The 26,231-nt window shown below is 56.4% G+C and carries 22 protein-coding genes and 1 pseudogene; 13 read left to right on the forward strand and 10 right to left on the reverse strand.

What is annotated here, in order from left to right; genetic code table 11:
- The first annotated feature begins 126 nt into the window (after positions 1–126).
- The 5 genes from ACOTX7_RS13330 to rnd all read left to right on the forward strand — a co-directional run bounded on the left by ACOTX7_RS13330 (position 127) and on the right by rnd (position 6,507).
- Positions 127–2,037: an ATP-dependent DNA helicase gene (locus ACOTX7_RS13330; RefSeq protein ID WP_221256129.1), complete on the forward strand. Its 1,911-nt coding sequence runs from the start codon at positions 127–129 to the stop codon at positions 2,035–2,037.
- A gap of 66 nt (positions 2,038–2,103) precedes the next feature.
- Positions 2,104–2,799, forward strand: a complete 696-nt coding sequence (tsaB, locus tag ACOTX7_RS13335) for a tRNA (adenosine(37)-N6)-threonylcarbamoyltransferase complex dimerization subunit type 1 TsaB (protein ID WP_221256128.1) — start codon at positions 2,104–2,106, stop codon at positions 2,797–2,799.
- A gap of 37 nt (positions 2,800–2,836) precedes the next feature.
- Entirely contained in the window at positions 2,837–3,418 is a 582-nt protein-coding gene (locus ACOTX7_RS13340) for a Slp family lipoprotein (RefSeq protein WP_221256127.1), read from the forward strand.
- 204 nt (positions 3,419–3,622) lie between these two features.
- Positions 3,623–5,308 carry a long-chain-fatty-acid--CoA ligase FadD gene (gene fadD, locus ACOTX7_RS13345; RefSeq protein WP_125359005.1) on the forward strand — a complete coding sequence of 562 codons (1,686 nt, stop codon included), beginning with the start codon at positions 3,623–3,625 and terminating at the stop codon, positions 5,306–5,308.
- 83 nt (positions 5,309–5,391) lie between these two features.
- Entirely contained in the window at positions 5,392–6,507 is a 1,116-nt protein-coding gene (gene rnd / locus ACOTX7_RS13350) for a ribonuclease D (protein ID WP_221257252.1), read from the forward strand.
- A gap of 92 nt (positions 6,508–6,599) precedes the next feature.
- Here rnd and minE read toward each other — a convergent pair whose 3' ends face one another.
- The 3 genes from minE to minC are packed head-to-tail and all read right to left on the reverse strand — an operon-like array spanning position 6,600 to position 8,412.
- A complete protein-coding gene (gene minE, locus ACOTX7_RS13355) occupies positions 6,600–6,866 on the reverse strand; it encodes a cell division topological specificity factor MinE (protein ID WP_003859937.1) in 267 nt (88 codons plus the stop codon).
- A 3-nt stretch (positions 6,867–6,869) separates the two neighbouring features.
- The gene (minD, locus tag ACOTX7_RS13360; protein ID WP_003859938.1) at positions 6,870–7,682 is read right to left on the reverse strand and encodes a septum site-determining protein MinD; all 813 of its coding nucleotides are present in this window, start codon (positions 7,680–7,682) and stop codon (positions 6,870–6,872) included.
- 22 nt (positions 7,683–7,704) lie between these two features.
- Entirely contained in the window at positions 7,705–8,412 is a 708-nt protein-coding gene (gene minC, locus ACOTX7_RS13365; RefSeq protein WP_006810983.1) for a septum site-determining protein MinC, read from the reverse strand.
- A gap of 123 nt (positions 8,413–8,535) precedes the next feature.
- Between minC and ACOTX7_RS13370 the strand changes: the two genes are divergently transcribed.
- From ACOTX7_RS13370 to ACOTX7_RS13380, 3 genes are all read left to right on the forward strand, one after another.
- A complete protein-coding gene (locus ACOTX7_RS13370) occupies positions 8,536–8,811 on the forward strand; it encodes a YcgL domain-containing protein (protein WP_006810982.1) in 276 nt (91 codons plus the stop codon).
- Positions 8,812–8,858: 47 nt separating this feature from the next.
- Complete coding sequence (locus tag ACOTX7_RS13375; RefSeq protein ID WP_221256126.1) at positions 8,859–9,518, forward strand: fumarylacetoacetate hydrolase family protein; 660 nt, start codon at positions 8,859–8,861, stop codon at positions 9,516–9,518.
- A gap of 93 nt (positions 9,519–9,611) precedes the next feature.
- The gene (locus ACOTX7_RS13380) at positions 9,612–10,052 is read left to right on the forward strand and encodes a YcgN family cysteine cluster protein (protein WP_015570314.1); all 441 of its coding nucleotides are present in this window, start codon (positions 9,612–9,614) and stop codon (positions 10,050–10,052) included.
- A gap of 99 nt (positions 10,053–10,151) precedes the next feature.
- Here the strand turns inward: ACOTX7_RS13380 and dsbB are convergent, their stop codons facing one another.
- On the reverse strand, positions 10,152–10,682 hold the full coding sequence (dsbB, locus tag ACOTX7_RS13385) for a disulfide bond formation protein DsbB (protein WP_032673889.1): 531 nt from the start codon (positions 10,680–10,682) through the stop codon (positions 10,152–10,154).
- 46 nt (positions 10,683–10,728) lie between these two features.
- Positions 10,729–12,267 (reverse strand): Na(+)/H(+) antiporter NhaB, encoded by a 1,539-nt coding sequence (gene nhaB / locus ACOTX7_RS13390; protein ID WP_221256125.1) that lies wholly within the window; start codon positions 12,265–12,267, stop codon positions 10,729–10,731.
- A gap of 203 nt (positions 12,268–12,470) precedes the next feature.
- On the opposite strand from nhaB, the gene fadR reads away from it, so the two are divergent.
- Entirely contained in the window at positions 12,471–13,190 is a 720-nt protein-coding gene (gene fadR, locus ACOTX7_RS13395) for a fatty acid metabolism transcriptional regulator FadR (RefSeq protein ID WP_003859951.1), read from the forward strand.
- A gap of 72 nt (positions 13,191–13,262) precedes the next feature.
- Here fadR and ACOTX7_RS13400 read toward each other — a convergent pair whose 3' ends face one another.
- Entirely contained in the window at positions 13,263–14,795 is a 1,533-nt protein-coding gene (locus ACOTX7_RS13400; protein ID WP_006810976.1) for a SpoVR family protein, read from the reverse strand.
- 321 nt (positions 14,796–15,116) lie between these two features.
- Here ACOTX7_RS13400 and ACOTX7_RS13405 point away from each other — a divergent pair, with 321 nt between their 5' ends.
- Together ACOTX7_RS13405 and dadX are read left to right on the forward strand one after the other, a co-directional pair.
- On the forward strand, positions 15,117–16,415 hold the full coding sequence (locus ACOTX7_RS13405; RefSeq protein WP_006810975.1) for a D-amino acid dehydrogenase: 1,299 nt from the start codon (positions 15,117–15,119) through the stop codon (positions 16,413–16,415).
- A 9-nt stretch (positions 16,416–16,424) separates the two neighbouring features.
- The gene (gene dadX, locus ACOTX7_RS13410; RefSeq protein ID WP_221256124.1) at positions 16,425–17,495 is read left to right on the forward strand and encodes a catabolic alanine racemase DadX; all 1,071 of its coding nucleotides are present in this window, start codon (positions 16,425–16,427) and stop codon (positions 17,493–17,495) included.
- A 114-nt stretch (positions 17,496–17,609) separates the two neighbouring features.
- Here dadX and ACOTX7_RS13415 read toward each other — a convergent pair.
- Positions 17,610–19,277 (reverse strand): annotated as a pseudogene (locus tag ACOTX7_RS13415) (potassium/proton antiporter); the annotation flags it as partial.
- Between the two features lie 97 nt (positions 19,278–19,374).
- The gene (gene ldcA / locus ACOTX7_RS13420) at positions 19,375–20,289 is read right to left on the reverse strand and encodes a muramoyltetrapeptide carboxypeptidase (RefSeq protein WP_221256123.1); all 915 of its coding nucleotides are present in this window, start codon (positions 20,287–20,289) and stop codon (positions 19,375–19,377) included.
- 107 nt (positions 20,290–20,396) lie between these two features.
- Here ldcA and emtA point away from each other — a divergent pair, with 107 nt between their 5' ends.
- Positions 20,397–21,008: a membrane-bound lytic murein transglycosylase EmtA gene (gene emtA / locus ACOTX7_RS13425; protein WP_017384310.1), complete on the forward strand. Its 612-nt coding sequence runs from the start codon at positions 20,397–20,399 to the stop codon at positions 21,006–21,008.
- A gap of 37 nt (positions 21,009–21,045) precedes the next feature.
- Here the strand turns inward: emtA and ycgR are convergent, their stop codons facing one another.
- A complete protein-coding gene (gene ycgR, locus ACOTX7_RS13430) occupies positions 21,046–21,777 on the reverse strand; it encodes a flagellar brake protein YcgR (protein ID WP_205923723.1) in 732 nt (243 codons plus the stop codon).
- A gap of 160 nt (positions 21,778–21,937) precedes the next feature.
- On the opposite strand from ycgR, the gene ACOTX7_RS13435 reads away from it, so the two are divergent.
- Positions 21,938–24,040, forward strand: a complete 2,103-nt coding sequence (locus tag ACOTX7_RS13435) for a TonB-dependent siderophore receptor (RefSeq protein WP_205923724.1) — start codon at positions 21,938–21,940, stop codon at positions 24,038–24,040.
- A 90-nt stretch (positions 24,041–24,130) separates the two neighbouring features.
- Here ACOTX7_RS13435 and ACOTX7_RS13440 read toward each other — a convergent pair whose 3' ends face one another.
- Positions 24,131–25,813 (reverse strand): alpha,alpha-trehalase, encoded by a 1,683-nt coding sequence (locus ACOTX7_RS13440; RefSeq protein ID WP_221256122.1) that lies wholly within the window; start codon positions 25,811–25,813, stop codon positions 24,131–24,133.
- Between the last annotated feature and the right edge of the window lie 418 nt (positions 25,814–26,231).

The raw sequence follows: 26,231 nt of genomic DNA on the forward strand, positions 1-26,231 counted from the left end.
TCCTCGTTATCTTTCGTCGTCAGGCGGCAAGACTGCCATATTGTTCCGCCGTCGTCACTATTTGGGGTGGCACCGGAGAGAAGGGGCTGACATAATCCCTGTGCAAAAATACAGTGAGAGAACACCGTGGCAGACGATTTTTCCCCAGAAGGTCAGTTAGCACAGGCTATTCCCGGTTTTAAACCGCGTGAACCCCAACGTCAGATGGCGCACGCCGTCGCGCATGCCATCGACAAGGCGCAGCCGCTGGTGGTGGAGGCCGGAACCGGGACGGGGAAAACCTACGCTTATCTCGCGCCTGCGCTGCGGGCAAAAAAGAAGGTGATCATCTCTACGGGGTCAAAAGCGCTCCAGGACCAGCTCTACAGCCGCGACTTACCGACGGTGGCGAAAGCGCTAAAATACAAAGGGCGTCTGGCCTTGCTGAAAGGGCGCTCTAACTACCTGTGTCTGGAGCGTCTCGAACAGCAGGCGCTGGCGGGCGGCGACCTGCCGGTACAGACCCTGAGTGATGTGATCGTCCTGCGCGCCTGGGCCAACCAGACGGAGGAGGGGGACATCAGCACCTGCGCGAGCGTCCCGGAAGACTCCCCGGCCTGGCCGCTGGTGACCAGCACCAACGACAACTGCCTTGGCAGCGACTGCCCGCTGTATAAAGACTGTTTTGTGGTGAAAGCGCGTAAAAAGGCGATGGACGCCGACGTGGTGGTGGTGAACCATCACCTGTTCCTTGCAGATATGGTGGTCAAGGACAGCGGGTTTGGTGAACTGATCCCGGAGGCGGAGGTGATGATCTTTGATGAAGCCCATCAGCTCCCGGACATCGCCAGCCAGTATTTCGGCCAGTCGCTCTCCAGCCGTCAGCTTCAGGATCTGGCGAAAGATATCACCATTGCCTATCGCACCGAACTCAAAGATACCCAGCAGTTGCAGAAGTGCGCGGATCGCCTGGCGCAAAGCGCGCAGGATTTCCGCTTACAGCTTGGCGAGCCGGGCTATCGCGGCAACCTGCGTGAACTGCTCGCAGACAACAATATCCAGCGCGCGCTGCTGCTGCTCGATGATGCCCTTGAACTCTGTTACGACGTGGCAAAGCTGTCCCTTGGACGTTCAGTACTGCTGGACGCCGCCTTCGAGCGCGCCACGCTCTACCGTGGACGGCTGAAACGGCTGAAAGAGATCAACCAGCCGGGCTACAGCTACTGGTATGAATGTACCTCGCGCCACTTCACCCTGGCACTCACGCCGCTGACCGTTGCCGATAAATTCAAAGAAGTGATGGCGCAAAAGCCCGGCACCTGGGTCTTTACCTCGGCCACGCTGTCGGTCAATGACGATCTGCACCACTTTACCGAGCGTCTCGGCATTGATGAGGCAGAATCACTGCTCCTGCCCAGCCCGTTCGATTATGAAAAACAGGCGCTGCTCTGCGTGCCGCGCAATCTGCCGCTGCCCAATCAGCCGGGGGCGGCGCGCCATTTGGCGGCTATGCTCAAGCCGATGATCGAGGCCAACAACGGGCGCTGCTTTATGCTCTGTACCTCACACGCCATGATGCGCGATCTGGCCGAACAGTTCCGCGCCACCATGACGCTGCCGGTCCTGTTACAGGGGGAAACCAGTAAAGGGCAACTGCTCCAGCAGTTTGTCAGCGCCGGTAATGCCCTTTTGGTGGCGACCAGCAGCTTCTGGGAAGGGGTGGACGTGCGCGGCGATACGCTCTCGCTGGTGATTATCGATAAGCTGCCGTTCACATCGCCGGACGATCCCCTTCTGAAAGCGCGTATGGAGGATTGCCGCCTGCGCGGGGGCGATCCGTTCGACGACGTTCAGTTGCCGGACGCGGTCATTACGCTTAAACAGGGGGTAGGGCGTCTGATCCGCGACGTCACCGACCGCGGCGTGCTGGTTATCTGCGACAATCGCCTGGTGATGCGTCCCTACGGCGCCACCTTCCTCGCCAGCCTGCCGCCCGCGCCGCGCACGCGGGATATTAAACGCGCGGTCCGCTTCCTGGCGAACCCAACGGCGGAGTAATTTTCCCCGGAGTGTGTTAAGATGCGCGCCATTTTGTGACTGACCATTGCGAGAGCGCGACGACTGATGCGAATTCTGGCTATTGATACCGCGACAGAGGCCTGTTCCGTTGCCCTGTGGAACGACGGTACGATTTTTGCTCATTTCGAAGAGTGCCCACGGGAACACACCCAACGTATTCTGCCCCTGGTAAAAACCATTTTGACCGAGGGCAACACCGCCCTGACTGACCTCGACGCGCTGGCCTATGGCCGTGGCCCTGGCAGCTTTACGGGCGTACGTATCGGGATTGGCATTGCGCAGGGGCTGGCGCTGGGCGCTGACCTGCCGATGATTGGCGTCTCAACCCTGGCGACCATGGCTCAGGGGGCCTGGCGCATGACCGGCGCCACCCGCGTACTGGCCGCGATTGACGCTCGCATGGGTGAAGTTTACTGGGCGGAGTACACCCGTGACGAAAACGGCGTCTGGCACGGTGAAGAGACGGAAGCCGTGCTTAAGCCTGAAGCCGTTACTGAACGCCTGAAGCTGTTGTCCGGCGAGTGGGCGACGGTCGGCACGGGCTGGGCGGCGTGGCCGGAGATGGCGAGTGGCACCGGCGTGACGCTGGTGGACGGTAACATGCTTCTGCCTGCCGCCGAAGATATGCTGCCGATTGCCTGTCAGCTGCTTGCCGCAGGAAAAACCGTGGCGGTTGAACACGCTGAACCGGTTTATTTACGAAACACCGTCGCGTGGAAGAAACTTCCTGGCCGCGAGTGAATCTCAGTAACAGGAACTGAGAAAAAGGAGTCGCATCATGGCGGTTCAGTCTAAAGTTGTACGCTTTCTTATGGCAGGCGCGGTTGCCATAGCACTGAGCGGGTGCGTCACCGTTCCTGATGCGATTAAGGGCACCAGCCCGACGCCACAGCAGGATCTGGTACGCGTGATGAATGCCCCGGAGCTGTATGTCGGGCAGGAAGCGCGGTTTGGCGGCAAGGTGGTTGACGTCATCAACCAGCAGGGGAAAACCCGTCTGGAGATTGCCACCGTCCCGCTGGACAGCGGCGCGCGGCCTGTTCTGGGTGAAGCCTCGCGCGGGCGGATCTACGCTGACGTCAGCGGCTTCCTCGATCCGGTCGATTTCCGCGGGCAGCTGGTGACCGTCGTCGGACCGATTACCGGTTCGGTGGCCGGGAAAATCGGCAATACGCCATACAAATTTATGACCATGCAGGTGAACGGCTACAAACGCTGGCGTATCGCCCAGCAGGTGGTGATGCCGCCACAGCCAATCGATCCGTGGATGTGGGGACCGCATCCGTATCGTTACGGCTACGGTGGCTGGGGTTGGTACAATCCAGGCCCTGCACAGGTTCAAACAATCGTAACTGAGTAACTTACTGTTATTGTTAGGAAAGAGACAGCGGCTCAGCCGCTGTCTCTGTTTTTTTACGGATAAAACGAAAAAAAAAGAGTGACGCGCTTCGCAACCTGCAATCTGAACAATTAATAAACTGGTACGCTGAGTTAATATAATGTTAACAAACTGTTTATTATCGGGGCTGTGATGACGACGAACACTCATTTCAGAGGTGATGCATTGAAAAAGGTTTGGCTTAACCGTTATCCCGCGGATGTCCCTGCGGAGATCAATCCTGACCGTTATCAATCCCTGATTGAATTATTTGAACACTCGGTACGGCGCTACGCTGACCAGCCCGCGTTTGTGAATATGGGCGAAGTGATGACCTTCCGTAAGCTGGAGGAGCGCAGCCGGGCGTTTGCGGCCTACTTACAGGAAGGGCTGGGCTTGCAGAAAGGGGATCGCGTCGCGCTGATGATGCCAAACCTGCTGCAATACCCGGTGGCGCTGTTCGGGATCCTCAGGGCAGGGATGATCGTGGTTAACGTTAACCCGCTCTATACCCCGCGCGAGCTGGAACATCAGTTGAATGACAGCGGGGCGGCGGCGATTGTGATTGTCTCCAACTTTGCCCACACGCTGGAAAAAGTCGTTGACAGAACCCAGGTTAAACACGTCATCCTGACGCGCATGGGCGACCAGCTCTCTACCGCGAAAGGAACGCTGGTCAACTTTGTCGTTAAATACGTTAAGCGACTGGTGCCGAAATACCACCTGCCGGATGCCATCTCCTTCCGCCGCGCGCTGCATGCGGGCTACCGGATGCAGTACGTGAAGCCGGAGATCGTGTCCGAGGATCTGGCCTTCCTGCAATATACCGGCGGCACCACCGGCGTGGCCAAAGGGGCGATGCTGACCCACCGAAATATGCTGGCGAACCTTGAACAGGTAAATGCGACTTACGGGCCGCTGTTGCACCCGGGCAAGGAGCTGGTGATCACCGCGCTTCCGCTGTATCACATTTTCGCGCTGACCATGAACTGCCTGCTGTTTATCGAGCTTGGCGGTCAAAACGTACTGATCACCAACCCGCGTGATATCCCGGGGCTGGTCAAAGAGCTGGCGAAATATCCGTTCACCGCCATGACCGGGGTGAATACTCTGTTTAACGCCCTGCTCAATAATAAAGAGTTTCAGCAGCTCGATTTCTCCACGCTGCACCTCTCGGCGGGCGGCGGGATGCCGGTTCAGCAGGCGGTTGCCGAGCGCTGGGTGAAACTCACCGGGCAGTATCTGTTGGAAGGCTATGGTCTGACGGAGTGCGCCCCGCTGGTCAGCGTCAACCCGCATGACATCGACTACCACAGCGGCAGTATCGGGCTGCCGGTCCCGTCGACGGAAGCAAAACTGGTGGATGATGAGGATAACGAAGTGCCTCATGGCGAGCCGGGGGAGCTGTGCGTCAGAGGGCCGCAGGTAATGCTGGGCTACTGGCAACGTCCGGATGCCACGGATGAGATCATCAAAGACGGCTGGCTGCATACGGGCGACATCGCGGTGATGGACGATGAAGGCTTCCTGCGCATCGTCGATCGCAAGAAAGACATGATCCTGGTGTCAGGGTTTAACGTCTATCCGAACGAAATCGAAGACGTGGTGATGCAGCACAGCGGCGTGCTGGAAGTGGCGGCGGTGGGCGTTCCTTCCGGCAGCAGCGGCGAAGCGGTGAAGATATTTGTAGTCAAGAAAGATCCTTCTCTTACTGAGGATGCGCTGATAACGTTTTGTCGCCGTCAGCTGACGGGCTATAAAGTGCCGAAGCTGGTGGAATTCCGCGATGAGCTACCGAAATCCAACGTCGGGAAGATATTACGACGAGAATTACGTGACGAAGCCCGTGCCAAAGTGGACAATAAGGCCTGAGCTTCACGTTAATCGCCCAGACGCCGGTTAAGCCGGCGTTTTTTATGGGCGCAAACAAAAGAGAGTCCGATTTGAATTACCAGATAATCACTACCAACGACGAGCTGGCTTCGCTGTGCGAGGTGACGCGTGATTTTCCCGCTATCGCCCTGGATACGGAATTTGTCCGCACCCGAACGTACTATCCGCAGCTGGGTCTGATTCAGATGTATGACGGCAAACATGTGTCGTTGATTGACCCACTCGACATTACCGACTGGGCACCAATGCGCGAACTGTTGCTTGATACCGCCGTGACCAAATATCTGCACGCGGGCAGTGAAGATCTGGAAGTATTCCTCAACACCTTTGGCATCATGCCGCAACCGCTGATTGATACCCAGATCCTCGCGGCGTTCAGCGGTCGTCCGCTCTCCTGGGGTTTTGCGGCGATGGTGGAAGAGTACACCGGTCTGACGCTGGATAAGAGCGAATCGCGCACCGACTGGCTTGCGCGACCGCTCACGGCGCGTCAGCTTGACTATGCCGCGGCAGACGTCTTCTACCTGCTGCCGATCGCAGGCCAGCTGATGAAAGAGGCGGAGGCTTCCGGCTGGCTGTCTGCCGCGCTGGACGAGTGCCGCATGACGCAGCAGCGTCGTCAGGAAGTGGTTGACCCGAAAGAAGCCTGGCGTGACATTACCAACGCCTGGCAGCTGCGCACCCGTCAACTGGCCTGTCTGCAATTGCTGGCTGACTGGCGTCTGCGCAAAGCGCGCGAGCGCGATCTTGCGGTCAACTTCGTGGTGCGTGAAGAACACCTGTGGGCGGTGGCGCGTTATATGCCGGGTAGCCTTGGTGAACTGGACAGCATTGGCCTTTCCGGAAGTGAAATCCGCTTCCACGGCAAAACGCTGCTCGCGCTGGTGGAGAAAGCCCAACAGCTACCGGAAGAGGCACTGCCAGAGCCGCTGCTTAACCTGATGGACATGCCGGGCTACCGCAAAGCGTTTAAAGATATCAAAGCGCTGGTGCAGACGGTGGCGGGTGAAAGCAAACTGAGTGCCGAACTGCTGGCTTCACGTCGTCAGATTAACCAGCTGCTGAACTGGCACTGGAAGTTGAAACCGCAAAATGGTTTACCGGAACTGGTCGCCGGATGGCGAGGGGAACTGATGGCCGAACGCCTGAATTCTCTGCTGGAAGGCTATCCACGCTAAAAATTGTAGCCCCGGTAAGCGCAGCGCCACCGGGGAAATTGCCGGGCAGCGCGATGCTTGCCCGGCCTACAAAACGACAAACCACATACGGTTTAACGCGACTCTTCCGCTTCCGGAAGCGTCACGTTCAGCTCCAGAATCGAAATATCCCCGTCTTTTTGCTCCAGCTGAACGGTGACCATTTCCGGGTCAATCTGCACGTATTTGCAGATCACTTCCAGAATGTCTTTGCGCAGCTGCGGCAGGTAGTGCGGTTCGGCGTCGCTACGACGACGTTCCGCCACGATGATTTGCAGACGTTCTTTTGCGATGTTGGCGGTGCTTTTTTTCCGCGAGAGAAAAAAGTCCAGTAATGCCATAACTTATCCTCCGAACAGGCGTTTGAGGAAACCTTTCTTCTCTTCTTCAATGAAGCGGAAAGGACGTTCTTCTCCCAGCAGACGGTCAACGGTATCCGCATACGCTTTACCCGCGTCTGCCTGTGTATCCAGGATCACTGGCTCGCCCTGGTTAGAGGCGCGCAACACGGACTGATCTTCCGGGATCACGCCAACCAGTTTGATGCGCAGGATCTCCAGCACGTCTTCCATGCTCAGCATGTCACCTTTATTCACGCGGCCCGGGTTGTAGCGGGTCAGCAGAAGGTGCTCTTTGATTGGCTCCTGACCATTTTCCGCGCGACGGGATTTCGAGGCCAGAATGCCGAGAATACGGTCGGAGTCACGTACTGACGAGACTTCCGGGTTGGTGGTGATGATGGCTTCATCCGCGAAGTAGAGCGCCATCAGCGCGCCGGTTTCGATACCGGCCGGGGAGTCGCAGACCACGAAGTCGAACTCCATCTTTTTCAGATCGTCGAGCACCTTTTCCACGCCTTCGCGGGTCAGGGCGTCTTTATCACGGGTCTGGGATGCCGGGAGAATGTAGAGATTCTCGGTGCGCTTGTCTTTAATCAGCGCCTGGTTAAGGGTGGCATCGCCCTGAATGACGTTCACGAAGTCATAGACCACGCGACGCTCGCAACCCATGATCAGGTCCAGGTTACGCAGACCAATATCGAAGTCGATTACGACGGTTTTCTTTCCCTTCTGGGCCAAACCAGTAGCGATGGCCGCGCTGGAGGTGGTCTTGCCAACGCCTCCTTTACCCGAAGTCACAACAATAATGCGTGCCATAGAAATTCCTTGTTAAAAGGGATCAATTTAACGGTTGAACGGTCAAAGCGTTATCTGCCAGTTGCAGACGAGCCGCTTTGCCATAAAATTCGGCTGGGATTTTATCGCTCAGCCAATATTCACCTGCGATAGACACCAGTTCTGCCGTCAGATGAGTACAAAAAATTTGTGCTTCTCGATCGCCGCTGGCGCCCGCAAGCGCGCGCCCACGCATCATACCGTAAACGTGAATATTGCCATCTGCAATCAGTTCCGCGCCAGCACTGACGTGGCTTGTCACAATCAGATCACAGTTTGGCGCATAAATGCGCTGACCGGAACGAACCGGCAGATCAATCAATCGCGTTTTTGTGACTGGGGTTACAGTTTGCGCCGGAGGCGGGGGAGCGGGAACGGTTGCAGGCGTGGCACGTGGGGCTTTTTCTTTGCCTTCGTTTAACAAGGGCAAACCCGCGCGTTCAATTTCAGCTTTCAACTCAGCGTCTTTGCAGCCGCTAATGCCGACGATGCGCAAGCCCGTAGCGGCGACGGCCTGCTGAAGCCGTTTCCAGTTAACCGGCCCCTCAAGGTCGCTTACATTGACGACAACAGGAGCATGCTTAAGAAAAGCGGGAGCCTGCGCGATTTTGTCTTCTAACGCCTGACGAATAACCTCGGGTTTTGCATCATGCAAATGAACCACTGATAAGGTGAAGCTACTGCCTTTAAGCTCGATGGGCGTATTTGACATCCTGGCCTTACTCAATTTGCTATTAACCGCAACACATCGCCGCGATATTCCGAAGAGTATCAGGCATGTTATAGTCAGGAGTATATTGAGGCAAGCAACCACCCGTTAATTCAGAGTAAAAACATGTTTTGTGTGATCTACAGAAGTACCAGCCGCGACCAGACCTACCTTTATGTCGAAAAGAAAGACGATTTTTCCCGCGTGCCTGAAGAATTAATGAAAAGCTTTGGCCGACCGCAGCTGGCGATGCTGCTGCCGCTGGACGGCCGTAAGAAGCTGGTGAACGCCGATCTGGAGAAAGTCAAAAAGGCATTAACCGAGCAGGGCTATTATTTACAGCTTCCGCCGCCACCGGAGAATTTATTAAAACAGCATCTTGAGGTGAGCGGAAAGAAATAAGCCCGGGTCCTTCCGGGAACAACTCATCAACCGATTAGGGGTCGACCATGTATCAACATCATAACTGGCAAGGTGCATTACTGGATTATCCCGTCAGCAAAGTGGTCTGCGTGGGCAGCAACTATGCAAAACATATTCAGGAGATGGGCAGCGCCGTGCCGGAAGAGCCGGTTCTGTTTATTAAGCCAGAAACCGCACTGTGCGATATTCGCCAGCCGCTGGTTCTGCCGCAGGGACTGGGCTCGGTGCATCATGAAGTGGAGCTGGCGGTGCTGATCGGCGCGACGCTGCGCCAGGCAACCGAAGAACACGTAGAGAAAGCGATTGCGGGTTACGGTGTCGCGCTCGACCTGACGCTGCGCGACGTACAGGGCAAAATGAAGAAAGCAGGGCAGCCGTGGGAAAAAGCCAAGGGATTTGATAATTCATGCCCGATTTCCGGTTTCGTTCCTGTCGGTGAATTTACCGACGATCCGCAGAACACGCCGCTTAGTCTGAAGGTTAACGGCGAGATCCGGCAGCAGGGCACTACCGCTGACATGATCCATAAGATTGTCCCGCTGATTGCCTACATGAGCCGCTTCTTCACCCTGAAACCCGGCGATGTGATCCTCACCGGCACTCCGGAAGGTGTGGGGCCGCTGCACAGTGGCGACGAGCTGGACGTCAGTTTTAACGGCCAGTCGCTGAAAACCCGCGTGCTGTAAAAGCATCTTGCCGCCTGAAAAGGGCGGCAAAACTTGCATCAACGTGCCAGACTCGTTATAAGGTGCGCTCTATTTTGACGTGTGGACATCCTGATGAACGACATTCCTTTCTGGCAAAGCAAAACGCTCGACGACATGACCGACGCGGAGTGGGAATCGTTGTGTGACGGCTGCGGGCAGTGCTGTCTGCATAAGCTGATGGATGAAGATTCGGACGAAATCTACTTCACCAACGTAGCGTGCAAGCAGTTAAACATCAAAACCTGCCAGTGCCGCAACTATGAGCGCCGTTTCGAATATGAGCCGGACTGCATCAAGTTAACCCGTGAAAATCTGCCGACCTTTGAGTGGCTGCCGCATACCTGCGCGTATCGTCTGCTGGCGGAAGGAAAAGATCTGCCGACATGGCACCCGCTGTTGACGGGGTCGAAAGCGGCGATGCACGGCGAACGTATTTCCGTGCGCCACATTGCGGTGAAAGAGTCCGAGGTGCGGGACTGGGAAGACCACATCATGAATCACCCTAATCGGTGACAATAAAAAACCCGCCTCGGCGGGTTTTTTATTGTGTGCAATGGTGTCGGGTGGCGCTACGCTTACCCGACCTGCAAAACTGACGTTGCCGTTTTGCTTTTACCTGCCAAAAAGATCGCGTTTCTTTGGTTTGAACGGCTGGGCAATCAGCACCAGAAGTGCCACCACGAAGTAGGCGACAAAAATGCCCACCAGCCATTGCGGCATCTCCAGGGTCAGAAACTCCCACTGGCGCACGGAGCAGTCACCGGAGGCGACAAACACCTGCGGCAGCCATTTATCCAGCGGCAGCCAGCTCGGGAAGCGGGCGGCAAAATCGCAAGTCATAAACGGTGACGGGTGAAGCTGCATCTGGGTGTGTTCCCAGGCCAGCGCAATGCCTTTCCAGGCGCTGTACAGCCAGATGGCAATTGCCGCATAGCGTAACGGTGTTTTTGGCGCAATCGCACCCACCAGACCGGCGCCCATAATGCCGAACAGCGCACAACGCTCATAAATACACAGTACGCAAGGTTTCAGCCCCATCACGTGCTGAAACCACAGCGCGACCATTTCCAGCGCAAAGGCGGTCAGGGCCATCAGCAACCACGCCCCGCGACCGCGTGAGCACTGGTTCAAAAATCGCAACATAATCATTTCCCTGGAACATGCTTAGACAGCGCAGTGTAAACGAATTTTAATGCGCCGCAAGTATACCTGCTTGCAACAACCATTGCGTACAGGGAACGAGAGTAATTTTGATGCACAGCAAACCAACAAGGGTGAGCACCACCGTATATGGCAGCGCCATCCAGACCATTCTTCCATAAGAAAGTCGTATGAGTGGTGCCAGCGCCGAGGTCAGCATGAACAGAAATGCCGCCTGGCCGTTCGGCGTTGCCACGGAGGGCAGGTTCGTTCCGGTGTTGATCGCCACCGCCAGCAGCTCGAACTGACCGGTGCTTACAATCCCTTGCTCCATCGCGGCTTTGGCTTCATTGATGTACACCGTCCCGACAAAAACGTTATCGGAGATGGAGGACAGCAGACCGTTAAAGAGATAGAACAGCGTCAGCTGCGAGTCCGGCGCAGCCTGAAGCACGAACGCGATAATCGGGGCGAACAGATGTTGGTCAATAATCACCGCCACGACGGCAAAAAACACCGCCAGCAGCGCGGTAAAGGGCAGCGCTTCGGTAAAGGCCTTACCGATAGCATGTTCGTCCGTGACGCCGCTCAGGCTGGTGGCAAGAATAATTACCGACAGGCCAATCAGCCCCACCTCGGCAAGGTGGAAGGCCAGCGCGGCGATAAGCCATACGCCGATGATGCCCTGTGCAATCAGGCGCAGCGTCTCCTGGCGCGTACGTTGTTTGCGGCTCTGCTCGTCAAACTTTTGCAGCTCCTTGCGGACCGGATCGGGCAACTTCGCGCCATAGCCAAAGAGGTTGAATTTTTCGACCAGCACACAGGTTGCTAACCCGCAGATCAGTACGGGCACGCTAACCGGCGCCATACGCAGGAAAAATTCGCCAAAATGCCACTCCGCCGCTTTGGCGATGATCAGGTTTTGCGGCTCCCCGACCATGGTCATCACGCCGCCCAGCGCCGTCCCCACGCCCGCATGCATCATCAGGCTCCGCAGAAACGCACGGAACTGTTCCAGCACGTCACGGTTATGCGCTTCAACGTGGCTGTCGTCCTGTAAGTTTTCGCCGGGACGAGACGAGGCCACACGGTGGTAAATCCCGTAAAAACCGACGGCGACGCTGATCACCACCGCCACGACCGTCAGCGCATCCAGGAAGGCTGACAGGAAGGCCGCGGCAAGACAAAACGCCAGCGAGAGCAGCGATTTCGATGGAATGCTCAGCAGCAAACGGGTGAAGATAAACAGCAGAAGCTGCTTCATAAAGTAGATCCCCGCCACCATGAAGATCAGCAGCAGCAGGACTTCGAGATTCGACGCAATCTCGTTTTTAACGTGCTCCGCGCTGGTCATTCCAACGATCACGGCTTCCAGCGCCAGCAGCCCGCCGGGCAACAGCGGATAGCACTTCAGCGCCATCGCCAGGGTAAAGATAAACTCGGCGACCAGTACCCACCCGGCAACAAAGGGATCCAGCAAAAAGATAACGGGATTAACGACCAGGAATACCAGTAAAATGAGTTTGTACCAGTCCGGTGACTGGCCTAAAAAATTGCGCCACAGTGCGCGCCCAAATGAAATTTCCACGACAGACGTCCTTTCCCCGCCAAATAAGACAAGACATCAGTATACGCAAAAATGAGGGCAGAGAGGGGGATAAAGCCATTTTGTAAATTTCATAAAAATGAAACAGCGATCCCTCTTTTCTGTCTCTGCTGCGCTATCTGCCTCTGCGCGCCTCTGGTATGATGAGTGCAATTTGCTAAAAGCTGTGTAATGGAAATCTCACTATGGTCATTAAGGCGCAGAGCCCGGCGGGTTTCGCGGAAGAGTACATCATTGAAAGCATCTGGAATAATCGTTTCCCTGCGGGATCAATTCTACCTGCTGAACGCGAACTCTCTGAACTGATTGGCGTCACCCGTACCACGCTGCGAGAAGTGCTCCAGCGTCTGGCGCGCGATGGCTGGTTGACGATACAGCATGGCAAACCCACTAAAGTGAACAACTTCTGGGAAACGTCCGGGCTGAATATTCTGGAAACGCTGGCGCGTCTCGACCACGAAAGCGTACCGCAGTTGATTGATAATCTGCTTTCCGTGCGCACCAACATCGCCACCATTTTCATCCGCACCGCGTTTCGTCAGCACCCTGAAGATGCGCTGAAAGTGCTCGCCACCGCCAATGAGGTGGAAGACCACGCGGATGCCTTTGCGACCCTGGATTACAACGTGTTCCGCGGTCTGGCGTTTGCTTCCGGCAATCCGGTTTACGGTTTGATCCTGAATGGGATGAAAGGGTTATATACGCGCATAGGTCGTCACTACTTTGCCAACCCTGAAGCCCGCAGCCTGGCGCTCGGCTTCTACCATAAACTGAGCAAACTCTGCACCGAAGGGCTGCACGATCAGGTCTATGAAACGGTGCGTCGTTATGGCCACGACTCCGGAGAAATCTGGCACCGGATGCAGAAAACCCTGCCGGGTGATTTAGCGATTCAGGGCCGATAAAAGAAAAAACCTCTCGATTGAGAGGTTTTTTTTCGCCGGGTGGCGGCTTCGCCTGACCGGCATAAAATCCCACTAAAGCGTATTCATCCGCGCCGGGCACCGTTCCAGCAGCTCCACGCTGCCATCTTCGTTCTGCTGCTCCAGCAATACGTCAAATCCCCACAGGCGATGCACATGCTTCAGCACTTCTTTACGCCCCTTATCCAGCGGCGCGCGGTTGTGCGGGATATAGCGCAGCGTCAGAGAGCGATCGCCGCGCAGATCCACGTTCCAGACCTGAATGTTCGGTTCAAGATTGCTCAGGTTGTACTGGGATGACAGGCGCGAGCGGATCTCGCGATAGCCCTCTTCGTTGTGGATGGCGGAGATCTCCAGGTAGTTGTTGCGGTCATCATCCAGTACGGTGAAGAAGCGGAAATCACGCATGATCTTCGGCGACATGAACTGGCTGATAAAGCTCTCATCCTTAAAATCACGCATCGCGAAGTGCAGCGTTTCCAGCCAGTCGGAACCGGCAATATCCGGGAACCAGTATTTGTCCTCTTCAGTGGGCGACTGGCAGATACGCTTGATATCCTGGAACATGGCAAACCCAAGCGCGTAGGGGTTAATGCCGCTGTACCACGGGCTGTTATACGCGGGCTGGAACACCACGTTGGTATGGCTGTGCAGAAACTCCATCATAAACCGCTCGGTGACTTTTCCTTCGTCATACAGATGGTTAAGAATGGTGTAGTGCCAGAAGGTCGCCCAGCCTTCGTTCATGACCTGAGTCTGCTTCTGCGGATAGAAATACTGGCTCACCTTGCGCACGATGCGCAGGATCTCACGCTGCCACGGCTCCAGCAGCGGGGCGTTTTTCTCCATAAAGTAGAGCAGGTTTTCCTGCGGCTCGGAAGGGTAGCGACGCGCCTCGGCGACGGTTTTCTCCTCCTCGCGCTTCGGCAGGGTGCGCCACAGCATATTCACCTGGCTTTGCAGATACTCCTCGCGGCTCTTTTGCCGGGCTTTCTCTTCCTGTAACGAAATCTTTTGCGGACGCTTATAGCGGTCAACGCCGTAGTTCATCAGCGCGTGGCAGGAGTCCAGCAGCTTCTCCACCTCGTCCACGCCGTAGCGCTCTTCGCAGTCGGTAATGTATTTGCGGGCGAAGATAAGGTAATCGACGATGGAGCTGGCGTCCGTCCAGCTGCGGAACAGATAGTTATTTTTGAAGAACGAGTTATGTCCGTAGCAGGCGTGCGCCATCACCAGCGCCTGCATGGTAATAGTGTTCTCCTCCATCAGATAGGCGATACACGGGTTAGAGTTAATGACGATTTCATACGCCAGTCCCTGCTGCCCGTGCTTATATAGCCGCTCTGTCTCAATGAATTTTTTGCCAAACGACCAGTGCGGATAGTTAATTGGCATCCCGACGCTGGAGTAAGCGTCCATCATCTGTTCCGAGGTGATGACTTCAATCTGATGGGGGTAGGTATCCAGACGATAGAGTTTGGCCACCCGGTCGATCTCCGCCAGGTAGACATCCAGCAACTCGAAGGTCCAGTCGGGTCCATCGCTCAGACGGGTACTGTCCCTGGACATGGAATCTAGTGTAGCCATTAGCGCGCCCTCGTTGTTGGTCGCTCTCTCTGACTGGAGAGCCTCCTTTCAAGCATAGATCACCCCATTCAAATGCGCGGGGCGCAGAAATTTTTTCTTTGCGATTTCCCGTTTTCGATACGGCAAAAAAAGCGGTGCTCGCAGAATTTTCTACTGGTTAAAAATAACGCGCAGCAGGAGATCCCAAATAAGCGCTATCCCCTGATACAGCGGGATATGTGAGATGAGTCACCATAAAAAAGTCATATGTTGAATAATATTTTCAACTAGGTTATCAATCTGTAATTAGATGATTGTTCTTTTGCTCATAATGGAGTGGCTATGCGTGTTGTCATACTGGGAAGTGGTGTCGTTGGCGTAACCAGCGCCTGGTATTTAAGTCAGGCGGGACATGAGGTTACCGTGATCGATCGCGAATCCGGTCCGGCGCTGGAAACCAGTGCGGCGAACGCGGGGCAAATTTCCCCGGGCTACGCTGCGCCGTGGGCGGCCCCGGGCGTTCCCCTGAAGGCGATTAAATGGATGTTTCAGCGACATGCGCCGCTGGCGATAAGCCTCGACGGCACGCAGTTCCAGCTTAAGTGGATGTGGCAGATGCTGCGCAACTGCGACACCCGCCACTACATGGAAAACAAAGGGCGCATGGTGCGCCTGGCGGAATACAGCCGCGATTGCCTGAAAGCGCTGCGTGCCTCAACGGGCATCGAATATGAAGGGCGCCAGGGCGGCACGCTTCAGCTGTTCCGTACCGCGCAACAGTACGAAAACGCTACCCGCGATATCGCCGTGCTTGAAGATGCGGGCGTACCGTATCAGCTGCTGGAGGCCAGCCAGCTGGCGCAGGTGGAACCGGCGCTTGCCGAGGTCGCGCACAAGCTGACGGGCGGTCTGCGTTTACCGAACGATGAAACCGGCGACTGCCAGCTTTTCACCCAGCGTCTGGCGCGCATGTGCGAGCAGGCCGGGGTGAAATTCCGCTTCAATACTTCTGTCGACAAGCTGCTGTCGGAAGGGGAGAAGATTTACGGGGTGAAGTGTGGGGAAGAGGTGATTAAAGCTGACGCCTACGTGATGGCGTTTGGCTCCTACTCAACCGCGATGCTGAAAGGGATCCTGGATATCCCGGTCTATCCGCTGAAAGGCTACTCCCTGACCATTCCGGTGAAAGAGGACAACGGCGCGCCGGTCTCTACCATTCTTGATGAAACCTACAAAATCGCCATCACCCGCTTTGATAACCGGATCCGCGTTGGCGGCATGGCGGAGATCGTGGGCTTTAATACCGAGTTGCTCAAACCGCGTCGTGAAACGCTGGAGATGGTCGTGGGCGATCTCTTCCCGCGTGGTGGCTTCATTGAGCAGGCCACGTTCTGGACCGGCCTGCGTCCAATGACGCCAGACGGCACGCCGATAGTGGGCCGCACGCCGTACAAAAATTTGTGGACTAATACCGGTCACGGCACGCTCGGCTGGACCATGGCCTGCGGTTCGGGCCAGCTGCTGAGCGACCTGATCTCCGGGCGTACACCGGCCATTCCGTTTGACGATTTAAGCGCGGCACGCTATCAATCAGGGTTTACCCCATCGCGTCCACAGCATCTGCACGGCGCGCATAATTAAGGAGTTGTCATGTCCCGTCCTATTCTGGCCCAGCTGGATTTGCAGGCGCTGAAGGATAACCTGCAAATTGTTCGCCGTGCTGCGCCGGGTTCTCGTGTCTGGTCGGTGGTGAAAGCCAACGCCTACGGTCATGGTATCGACCGTATCTGGAGTGCGCTTGGAGCCACCGATGGTTTTGCCTTGCTCAATCTGGAAGAGGCCATCCTGCTGCGCGAGCGCGGCTGGAAGGGACCGATCCTGCTGCTGGAAGGATTCTTCCATGCGCAAGATCTGCCTCTGCTGGATAAGTATCGTCTGACGACCAGCGTGCACAGTAACTGGCAGATCAAGGCCATTCAGGATGCGAAGCTGCATGCCCCGCTGGATATCTATCTCAAAGTGAACAGCGGTATGAACCGTCTGGGCTTCCAGCCTGAGCGGGTACATACGGTCTGGCAGCAGCTTCGTACGCTGAAAAACGTCGGTGAGATGACGCTGATGGCGCACTTCGCCGATGCGGAAAAGCCGGACGGCATTGCCGATGCCATGGTGCGCATTGAGCAGGCGGCAGAAGGGCTGGATTGTCCGCGCTCACTGTCGAACTCCGCGGCTACGCTCTGGCATCCTGAGGCGCACTACAACTGGGTGCGTCCGGGGATCATTCTGTACGGCGCGTCACCCTCCGGGCAGTGGCAGGATATTGCCAACAGCGGCCTGAAGCCGGTGATGACTCTGCGCAGTGAGATCATCGGTGTACAGACGCTGAAAGCGGGCGATACGGTGGGCTATGGCAGCCGCTACCGGGCAGCGGGCGAACAGCGTATCGGTATTGTGGCGGGGGGCTATGCAGACGGTTATCCGCGTATCGCCCCGAGCGGCACGCCGGTATGGGTAGATGGCGTGCGCACGGGGACGGTCGGCACCGTTTCAATGGACATGCTGGCCATTGATCTCACGCCGTGCCCCCAGGCGGGGATCGGCTCACCGGTTGAACTGTGGGGCAACGAGGTCAAAATTGATGACGTGGCGACCGCAGCGGGCACCGTCGGGTATGAACTGATGTGCGCGCTGGCGCCAAGAGTGCCGGTTGTGACGGTGTAACCTCACGATGTGCCGGGTAAGCGTTAGCGCCACCCGGCAAAAAAGCCGCTACTCCGCCTCCTCCTCCATCGGCCTTACGCCGACTTTGCGCACCGCGTTATCTTCTTTCTCCGCTACCGTCCAGATCATCCCGGCAAACTCCACCTGGTCACCAACGACTGGCGCAGCCCCTAATAATTGCTGGATAATCTCACCCAGTGTTTGCTGGTTATCGCGATTCTCCAGTCCTCCTTCCAGGCCATAAATCAGCGCCACATCCGCAAAGCGGGCGCTGGCTTCCAGGATAAAATCGCCGAAGAAACGCTGATCCAGCGCCACCGGAGGCGACTGGCTGAACAGCTTGCCGAGGGCAGGCAGGTCGCGCTCGCGGCCAATCACGCAGAGAATATCGTTCTCACGCAGCCGCGTGCTGCCGGTAGGGTGCAGCAGGGCGTTATCCCGGAACAGGGCCGCAATGCGCGTTTCAGCGGGCATATGCAGGTCGCGAAGGGACGCGCCCACGCACCACTTATCGGCGCTCAGCTGGTAAACAAACTGTTCCCACGGATTCTCAGGGTGAATATCTAGCCCCACGCGGGAGACGGGCCAGCCAACGGGCGGTACGACCACTTTGGCTTTTTTCGCCGCCCAGCCCAGCGACGTTCCCTGGAACAGCAGCGACACCAGCACCACGAAGAAGGCGACGTTAAAGAACAGGCGGGCGTTGTCCAGCCCGGCCATCATCGGGAACACGGCCAGAATAATCGGCACCGCACCGCGCAGCCCCACCCAACTGATAAACACCCGCTCGCGCAGGTTAAACCCGCGAAACGGCAGCAGGCCGGCAAATACCGACAGCGGACGGGCGAAGAAGATCATCCACGCTGATAACAGCAGCGCCGGCACGGCGATGGGCAGCAGATCCGACGGCGTCACCAGCAGGCCCAGCACGAGGAACATGGCGATTTGCGCCAGCCAGGCCAGCCCGTCAAAGTTTTGCAGAATCGCATAACGGTTACGGATCGGCCGGTTGCCCAGCAGAAAACCGCAAAGGTAAACCGCCAGAATGCCGCTACCGTCGAGCGCGGTGGTGACGGCGAAGATCAGAATGCCGCCGCTCAGGGCCAGCAGCGGGTAAAGGCCGGAAGGCAGTGTGATTCGGTTGATCGTATGCTGCAACAGGTAGCCGCCGCCGAGACCAATGATAATCCCCAGGCCAAACTGCTGAAGAATGTGCCAGGCAAACATCCAGCTCAGGCCGGTTTCATGCTGCTGGATCATCTCAATCAGGGTGATGGTCAGAAACACCGCCATCGGATCGTTACTGCCGGATTCAATCTCAAGCGTTGAGCCAACACGTTCGTTCAGCCCCTTGCCGCCGAGCAGCGAGAAAACCGCCGCCGCATCGGTAGAGCCGACAATTGCGCCAATCAGCAGGCCTTCCATTATATCGAGGTTAAACAGCCAGGCTGCCATCATGCCGGTCAAACCGGAGGTGATCAGCACCCCGACGGTCGCCAGAGACAGCGCCGGGCCTAAGGCCACGCGAAACGAACTTGCCTGGGTGCGCATGCCGCCGTCCAGTAAAATCACCGCCAGCGCGAGGTTACTCACCATATAGGCGAAAGGGTAGTTATCGAAGGGGATACCGCCGATACCGTCGATCCCGGCCAGCATGCCGATAGCCAGGAAAATGACAAGAATAGGTATGCCAAGACGCGATGAAAATGAACTTAATAAAATGCTAAAGGTTACCAGGATGGAACCCAGAATGAAAAGACTGATTATCGCTGTGGCACCCAATGTCGTCTTACTCCCACCTCAATGTGAACGCTGTTATTAAAACCCTAACATATTAACAACGTTAACTGCGTTTTATTGAGGGGGAATAACGGCTTTTTTATGCCTTTAAGACCGGATGACCGCTGATTGTCAGCCGACTGCCTGAATTATCGTGCGTCAGGCGCGCCCGGGCACCCAGCGGCAGCGTCACGGTTTGCTGCTCATGGCCGAAATCGAGACCGGCGATCACCGGGATATCCAGCCGGGAACGAATGAAATCGACCATGGTTTCCAGCGTGTAGCCCGCATCGTAATCGTTGGGCGCTGAACCGCTAAAACTGCCCAGTACAATGGCCGACTGCCGCTCCAGGATCCCGGCGTGATACAGCTGCAACAGCATGCGTTCCACGCGGAACGGGTGTTCGTTGATATCCTCCAGCACCAGTATGCCGTCCGTGATCTGCGGCAGCCACGGCGTACCCATCAGCGACACCAGCATCGCGAGGTTTCCGCCCCACAGTTGCCCTTCACATTCCCAATGCGGTCCGTTGCCTTGCCATTCAATGGTGAAGGTCGCGTTTTGCAGGGCGCGCCAGAAATGGTCCTGCGTAAACGCATCCAGCTCCGGCGCGCCAAAGTTACCGGCCAGCATCGGGCCGCTAAAGGTAATGACGTTATGCAACGCCAGCAGGCCGAGCTGGATCGCCGTGAAATCGCTGTGTCCGCAGATCAACAGCGGATCCTGCTGCTGGCGTGCGGCCAGCCCGGCCCAGTCGATGCTCTCCAGCAGTCGGCTTGCGCCATAGCCGCCGCGCACGGCCAGCACAATGTTATTTTTGCCTTCCAGCGTCACCAGGCTGTTGATATCGCTCAGTCTCTGCGCTTCCGTACCGGCAAAACGCTGCATGCGGCGGGGGATAATTGTCTGATTTTCTACCTGATGGCCCATTTCCAGCAGGCGCTGAACGCCCCGCTGTGCCGCCTCCTGGTTGATGCAGTAGCCCGACGGTGCGATGAGATGAAACTGAGGCATGGCAATTCCTTGCTGAATGAGAATCTAATTGTCTATATCATGCCGCTTATACGCCGCCTGCTTCAAGGGGCGACGTACCGCGATGACCGGCTATAAGGATAGATGACGTGAAATTGAGATGGTTTGCTTTTTTGATTGTGCTGCTCGCTGGCTGTAGTTCAAAACATGATTATCAAAATCCCCCCTGGAACCCTGAAGTGCCAGTAAAGCGGGCCATGCAGTGGATGCCGATCAGCGAACAAGCCGGGAAGGCCTGGGGCGTTAGCCCGCGCCTGATCACGGCAATCATCGCCGTGGAATCCGGCGGCAACCCGACGCTGGTGAGCAAATCGAATGCGGTGGGGCTGATGCAGTTAAAAGCCTCGACGGCGGGGAGAGAGGTCTATCGCTACATGGGCTGGAAGGGACAGCCTTCCACCAGCGAACTAAAAAACCCGGAACGTAATATCTCTATGGGAACCGCTTACCTGAGCATTCTGGAGCATGGCATTCTGAAGGGGATTGACGATCCGGAAGTGATGCAATATGCGCTGGTGGTGTCGTATGTGAACGGCGCTGGCGCGCTGCTCCGAACCTTCTCATCCGATCGCAAAGAGGCGATAGAAGAGATCAACGATATGGATAAAGATGAATTCTTCGAGCACGTTGTGAAGAATCATCCGTCAGCACAGGCGCCGCGTTATATCTGGAAAGTACAGAAAGCGATGGACGCGATGTAACGCCTTTGTCGGGCGGCAGTACGCTGCCCGACGCCTTTCAGCGCACTTTGTTCGCGCGTTCCCGCGCGTCACGCTCCAGTGAAAAGATGATGCGCTGTAGCTCGCGCTCGGCGCCTGGCCCGACGTTCAGGAAGCGAAAGCTCAGCCGTGGCGTGGTAATGGTTTCGTTTTTGCTGTCCACCACCTTGCGCTCACTGATGGCAATCAGCTGGGCGTCAAACCAGAAGCGTCCCCATCCGCCCATATCCAGCTCAATCTGACTAAAACGCATACCTTCCACCAGGCCTTCCGGCTTCGGCGTATCCATCAACGCGCCCATACCGCCCAGCGACAGGTCAAAGAGACGAAAGCGGATCTCTTTTTTGTCCGGCATTTTTGCCTTACAGAAATAGGCCGGGTGAAGCGGGGCGCTGATGCGAAAGTATTCCCGGCGTTGCACGAACCAGAGGTTAGCGGGTAAGGGGGCGATAAACGCAGGCAAACCCTGGTAGGCGATCGTGGTCAGGCGAGGCAGCACAAACTCGACTTTAGCCCCCTGCGTTTCGGCCATTACCGAGAGATTTTTTGCCTGTAGCGCGGCACGGTTTTCATCGGTCTGGCTACCCAGATCCACGATCAGGTGTTCTGCCGTTACGTCCAGGATCTTGCTGATAAATTGACTGGTTGACCAGTTGATGCGCAGCGGCACCTCACCCTTTTTCAGGTCGCGTAACACCCCTAATACAGCCAGCGGATTTTGTTTCAGGAACTGCTCACTGTAGCTACTCACGCCAGATGGCTCCTCGATAGATGACAGACTGTCTCTGGGTTATCGGCACGCTGGCATGAAACTTAATACAAACGATCTGTTTTTCTCTGCTGATATTGCTTTGCTAATGGAAATGATAATAATTGACGTTCCCAATATCATCTTATAACAAGACGACACTATGAGTACTTCACGTTTTGCGTTATGCGCGTTGGCAGGCGCCGTCACGCTGGGATTGCAGACACAGGCTTTCGCAGAAGAATCCACCATCGTGGTGACAGGCACAGAGCAGGGCAGCGCGCTTCCCGGCTGGACCAACAGCGCCACGAAATCAGCCGTCGCGGAAAGTAAAACGCCGCAGGTGATCAACACCATCGCCGCAAAAGAGATTGAGCAGCGGCACGCCAGTTCTATAAACGAGATCCTGCGCTATGCGCCGGGCGTTTCCACGGAGGTGCGCGGGAGTACCTCTTACATGAGCGAGTACAAAATCCGCGGGTTCAACGTCGAGCAGGAGTTCTACAACGGCCTGCAACTCCCCTATAACGTCACCGGGAACACCAAAGCGCGAATCGATCCGCTGCTGGTTGAGAGCGTCGATATCCTGAAAGGGCCGTCGTCCGTGCTTTATGGCGGCGGCTCCCCGGGCGGGCTGGTCAATATCCAGAGTAAAAAGCCGCAAAAAGAGGCGAAAACGGAGCTGGGCTTTAACACCGGAAACCGTAATCTGAAAGAGGGGTATCTGGATTCTACGGGGCAGATCGCGAACAGCGACTGGAACTATCGCCTGCTGGGCAAAGCGACGGAAAGTGACGAACAGGCGCACACCACGCGCTATGAAAACTATCTGGTGGCCCCCTCCGTGACCTGGCAGCCGGATGACAAAACGCGTCTGACCATTGACGCGCTGGCGCAAAATACGCCGAGCCTGACGCCGTCTGACCCGATGCCGCTAAGCTATCTGCGATCGAAATACGCCGATCGTCGTGACTATGCCGGGGATGAGTGGAGCGGCTTTAAACAGCGCCAGTGGATGGTGGGCTACAGCTTTGAACATGAGTTTGACAGTGGCTGGGGCTTTAACCAGAAAGCGCGCTACTTTGATGTGGACACCCACCAGCGCAGCGCCTATTCCACCGGGACGGGCAGCGAGGTCTACCAGCTCAACCGCTTCGCCTATACCACGGATGAAGATTTGCAGAGTTTCAACATTGATAACCAGGTGACCCGAACCGTCGCGCTGGGAGAGTGGAAACACCATCTGCTGGCGGGCTTTGACTATCAGAAGCTGAATTCTCACTTCCATTATCGTTACGCCTCGTCCACACCGGGTATCGATATGCGTCATCCGGATCACGCGCAGATCGATAACGATGCGCTGGGGCTTTATACCGCGCAGAAAAACCGTCTCAGCTATCAGCAGAATGGCTATTACCTCCAGGATCAGATTGCGTTTGGCGGGCTGAACGTACTGGCCAGCCTGCGCTATGACGACTACCGTTCCGTCACCACCAACTATCTGCAAAACGGTGACAAAGCCTGGGTATCGCAGGATCGCCTCACGAAACGCCTGGGTGCGCTTTATGCCTTCGACAATGGACTCTCGCCGTTTATCAGCTATTCGGAAGGGTTCGCCCCGGTATCGCCGCAGGGCACGCTGACTGCGAAAGACGTTAAGCCCACCACCAGCAAGCAGGTGGAGGGTGGGGTGAAATACCTGCTGGCGGAATACGCAACCACCTTCACGGCCTCGGTGTTTAACATTCGTCAGAAAAATGTGGTGACCAGCGATCCGGGCTTCCTGAACTATCGCCAGACCGGGGAAGTGGAATCGAAAGGCGCGGAGCTTTCTGCCGTCAGTCGTCCAACGGATAACCTGACGCTGATTGCTAACTACGCCTATACCCACGCCATCAACACTGAAGATGACAAGTACCAGGGCAAACGACCGACGCAGGTCCCTGAGAACGCCTTTAATCTGTGGGGAGACTACACCTTTGACAGCACCCCGCTGAGAGGTTTAACGCTGGGGGCAGGCGCACGCTACACCGGACCGATGGAAATCTCGCCAGCCAACGACGCAGGCAAGCTGGGCGGTACAACGCAGTACGATTTGGCGGCATCCTACCGCATGGGCGAACTGGCGCCATCGCTGGAGGGGCTGACGCTGAAAGCGAGCGCGCAGAACGTCACCAACAAAGAGACGCTCACCTGCTATGACGCGACCAACTGCTGGATAGGCCGCGATCGCACGTTCCAGGTCGGGGCGAGCTACAGCTTCTGAAAAAAGCCCGGTGGCGCAGTGCTACCGGGCAACGCTATTGCACGGAACCGTCCCCTCGCCCCACCGGGGAGAGGGTCAGGGTGAGGGGCGCTACTGCGCCGCCTGTTTCGCAGGGGCAACGTCATCGTTAGCCGCAGGCTGATTCTCCGGCACGCTGTCGCACGGCTTCTCTTTCGAACAGACCATGTCCAGCATTCTGAGCGTCACGCCGTTACTCCAGCCAAAACCGTCCTGCAACGGATACTCACCGCCACCACCGCCGGTACCGGTCGAAGAGACGTCGTATTTCTCAACCAGTTTCTTCTCGCGATCGTAGGTATGCTGAACGTTTTTCAGGAAACGCCAGGTCACGTCCATCGCCACTTTCTGCTGACCATAGTTCTGCAAGCCTTCCACCGCAACCCACTGCAACGGCGCCCAGCCGTTTGGCGCATCCCACTGCTGTCCGCTGTTGATGGTGGTGGTAGAAATTCCGCCCGGTTTCAACAGGCGTGACGAAGCGGCTGCGGCCACTTTGTCGGCGCGATCCTGCGATGCGGCTTTCACATACAGCGGGAAGAGGGCCGCGGCTGTCAGCTGGTTACGCACTTTCCCGGTTTTCAGATCGTAATCCGCATACCAGCCCTCTTTATCGTTCCACAGATGGCTTTCCATCGCTTTCTGACGTGCGGAGGCCAGCGCGTCGTATTTGCTTGCGCTGGCGGTATCACCGTCTTCCTGGCTGGCGCGGGCCAGCAGTTTTTCCATCTTAAACATCAGCGCATTCAGATCCACCGGCACGATGCTGGTGGTGCGGATGGTGCCCAGCTTCTGTGGATCGTCCATCCAGCGGGAGCTGAAATCCCAGCCCGAGGCGGCGGCAGAGCGCAGATCGCGGTAAATCTCCGTAGCCGGACGGTCAGGGTTATTTTTGGCGGTGGTAACATCATCCAGCCAGGACTCAGGACGTGGCGTATCCTTGTCATCCCAGTAACGGTTGAGAAGGGAGCCGTCATCCAGCTTCACCACGCGTTTGTTCGCCTGACCAGGCTGAAGCCCATCCGCCCCCTCCATCCAGTAGGCATACTCCTTTTCCATCTGCGGACGGTATTTCTTTAACGCATCGCTGTCATGCGTGGCCAGCAGTTCCACCATCAGCGAGAAGAACGGCGGCTGAGAGCGGCTCAGGTAATAGCTGCGGTTGCCGTTAGGGATATGGCCCCAGGTATCAAGCTCGTAAGCGAAGTTGTCCACCATGTCGCCGATCTTGTCCCAGTGGCCGCTCTCGGCCAGCCCCAGCATGGTGAAATAGCTGTCCCAGTAATAGACTTCGCGGAAGCGTCCCCCCGGCACGACATAGGGTTTTGGCAGGGGAAGAAGAGAGTCCCATTTGTTCGCTTTGTCGGTGGTGCGGGTCAGCACAGGCCACAAATCGTCTATGTGTTCGCGCAGGCTTTGGCCCTCCGGGGGAACGTATTTCTCACCTTCCTTCGGCAGGATAAAGTTCATCTCCACGAAGTGGCGCAGGTCAAAACCGGACTGGGTATGCTGCATCCGGTAATCCGCGAGGATCGTTAGCGGGTCGCTTTTGGGAACGGCATCCGCGAAGGTTTTCTGATCCGGGAACAGTTTGGCGCTCTGGACTTCATTAAAGAGGGGGCCAAGGAGAATATCAGGTGAGCTTTGCTGGCTCGCTGGCTGGTCTTCAGCGTAACCCAATGCGGTTACACCGAATAGTGCGCCTGCCAACGCAAGGTGTAACAAGCCGGGGCGTAGCATTCGAGTTTTTATCATCGGTTCATCTCCATTCGTCGCTGGGCAGCGTCACCGCTGTCGTCAATCACCTGAAAACCTTAGACGAATATTGCCCGCTTCGCGTGTTGAATATCCCATTTTGCGCATTACCAGACAATTTACCGCCGCGCCCGGGCGCGAGACGCGCGGCGAAAAGTATTTACCCAGGAAATGTTTTTTAGAGAGTAATAATTATTAAATATCCTATCAGGCAAAGCTATGAATATTGGCCTGGCTAACGGGTTGCACCCTTTTTTAATTCTGTGAGCGGGGTTGTGTTTATTTATTTCATTCCGCGAATAAGTTTCCGCGAAGGTCACACAAAGTAAAAATCATAACCGATATAACAAAAAACATAATAGCCCGCCGAAAAGCATTTCGACGAAATAGGGTGACCCATCACCGTGGGTGTTCACTT

The organism is Enterobacter cloacae complex sp. IR5418, assembly GCF_049238105.1.
GTDB lineage: Bacteria > Pseudomonadota > Gammaproteobacteria > Enterobacterales > Enterobacteriaceae > Enterobacter > Enterobacter hormaechei.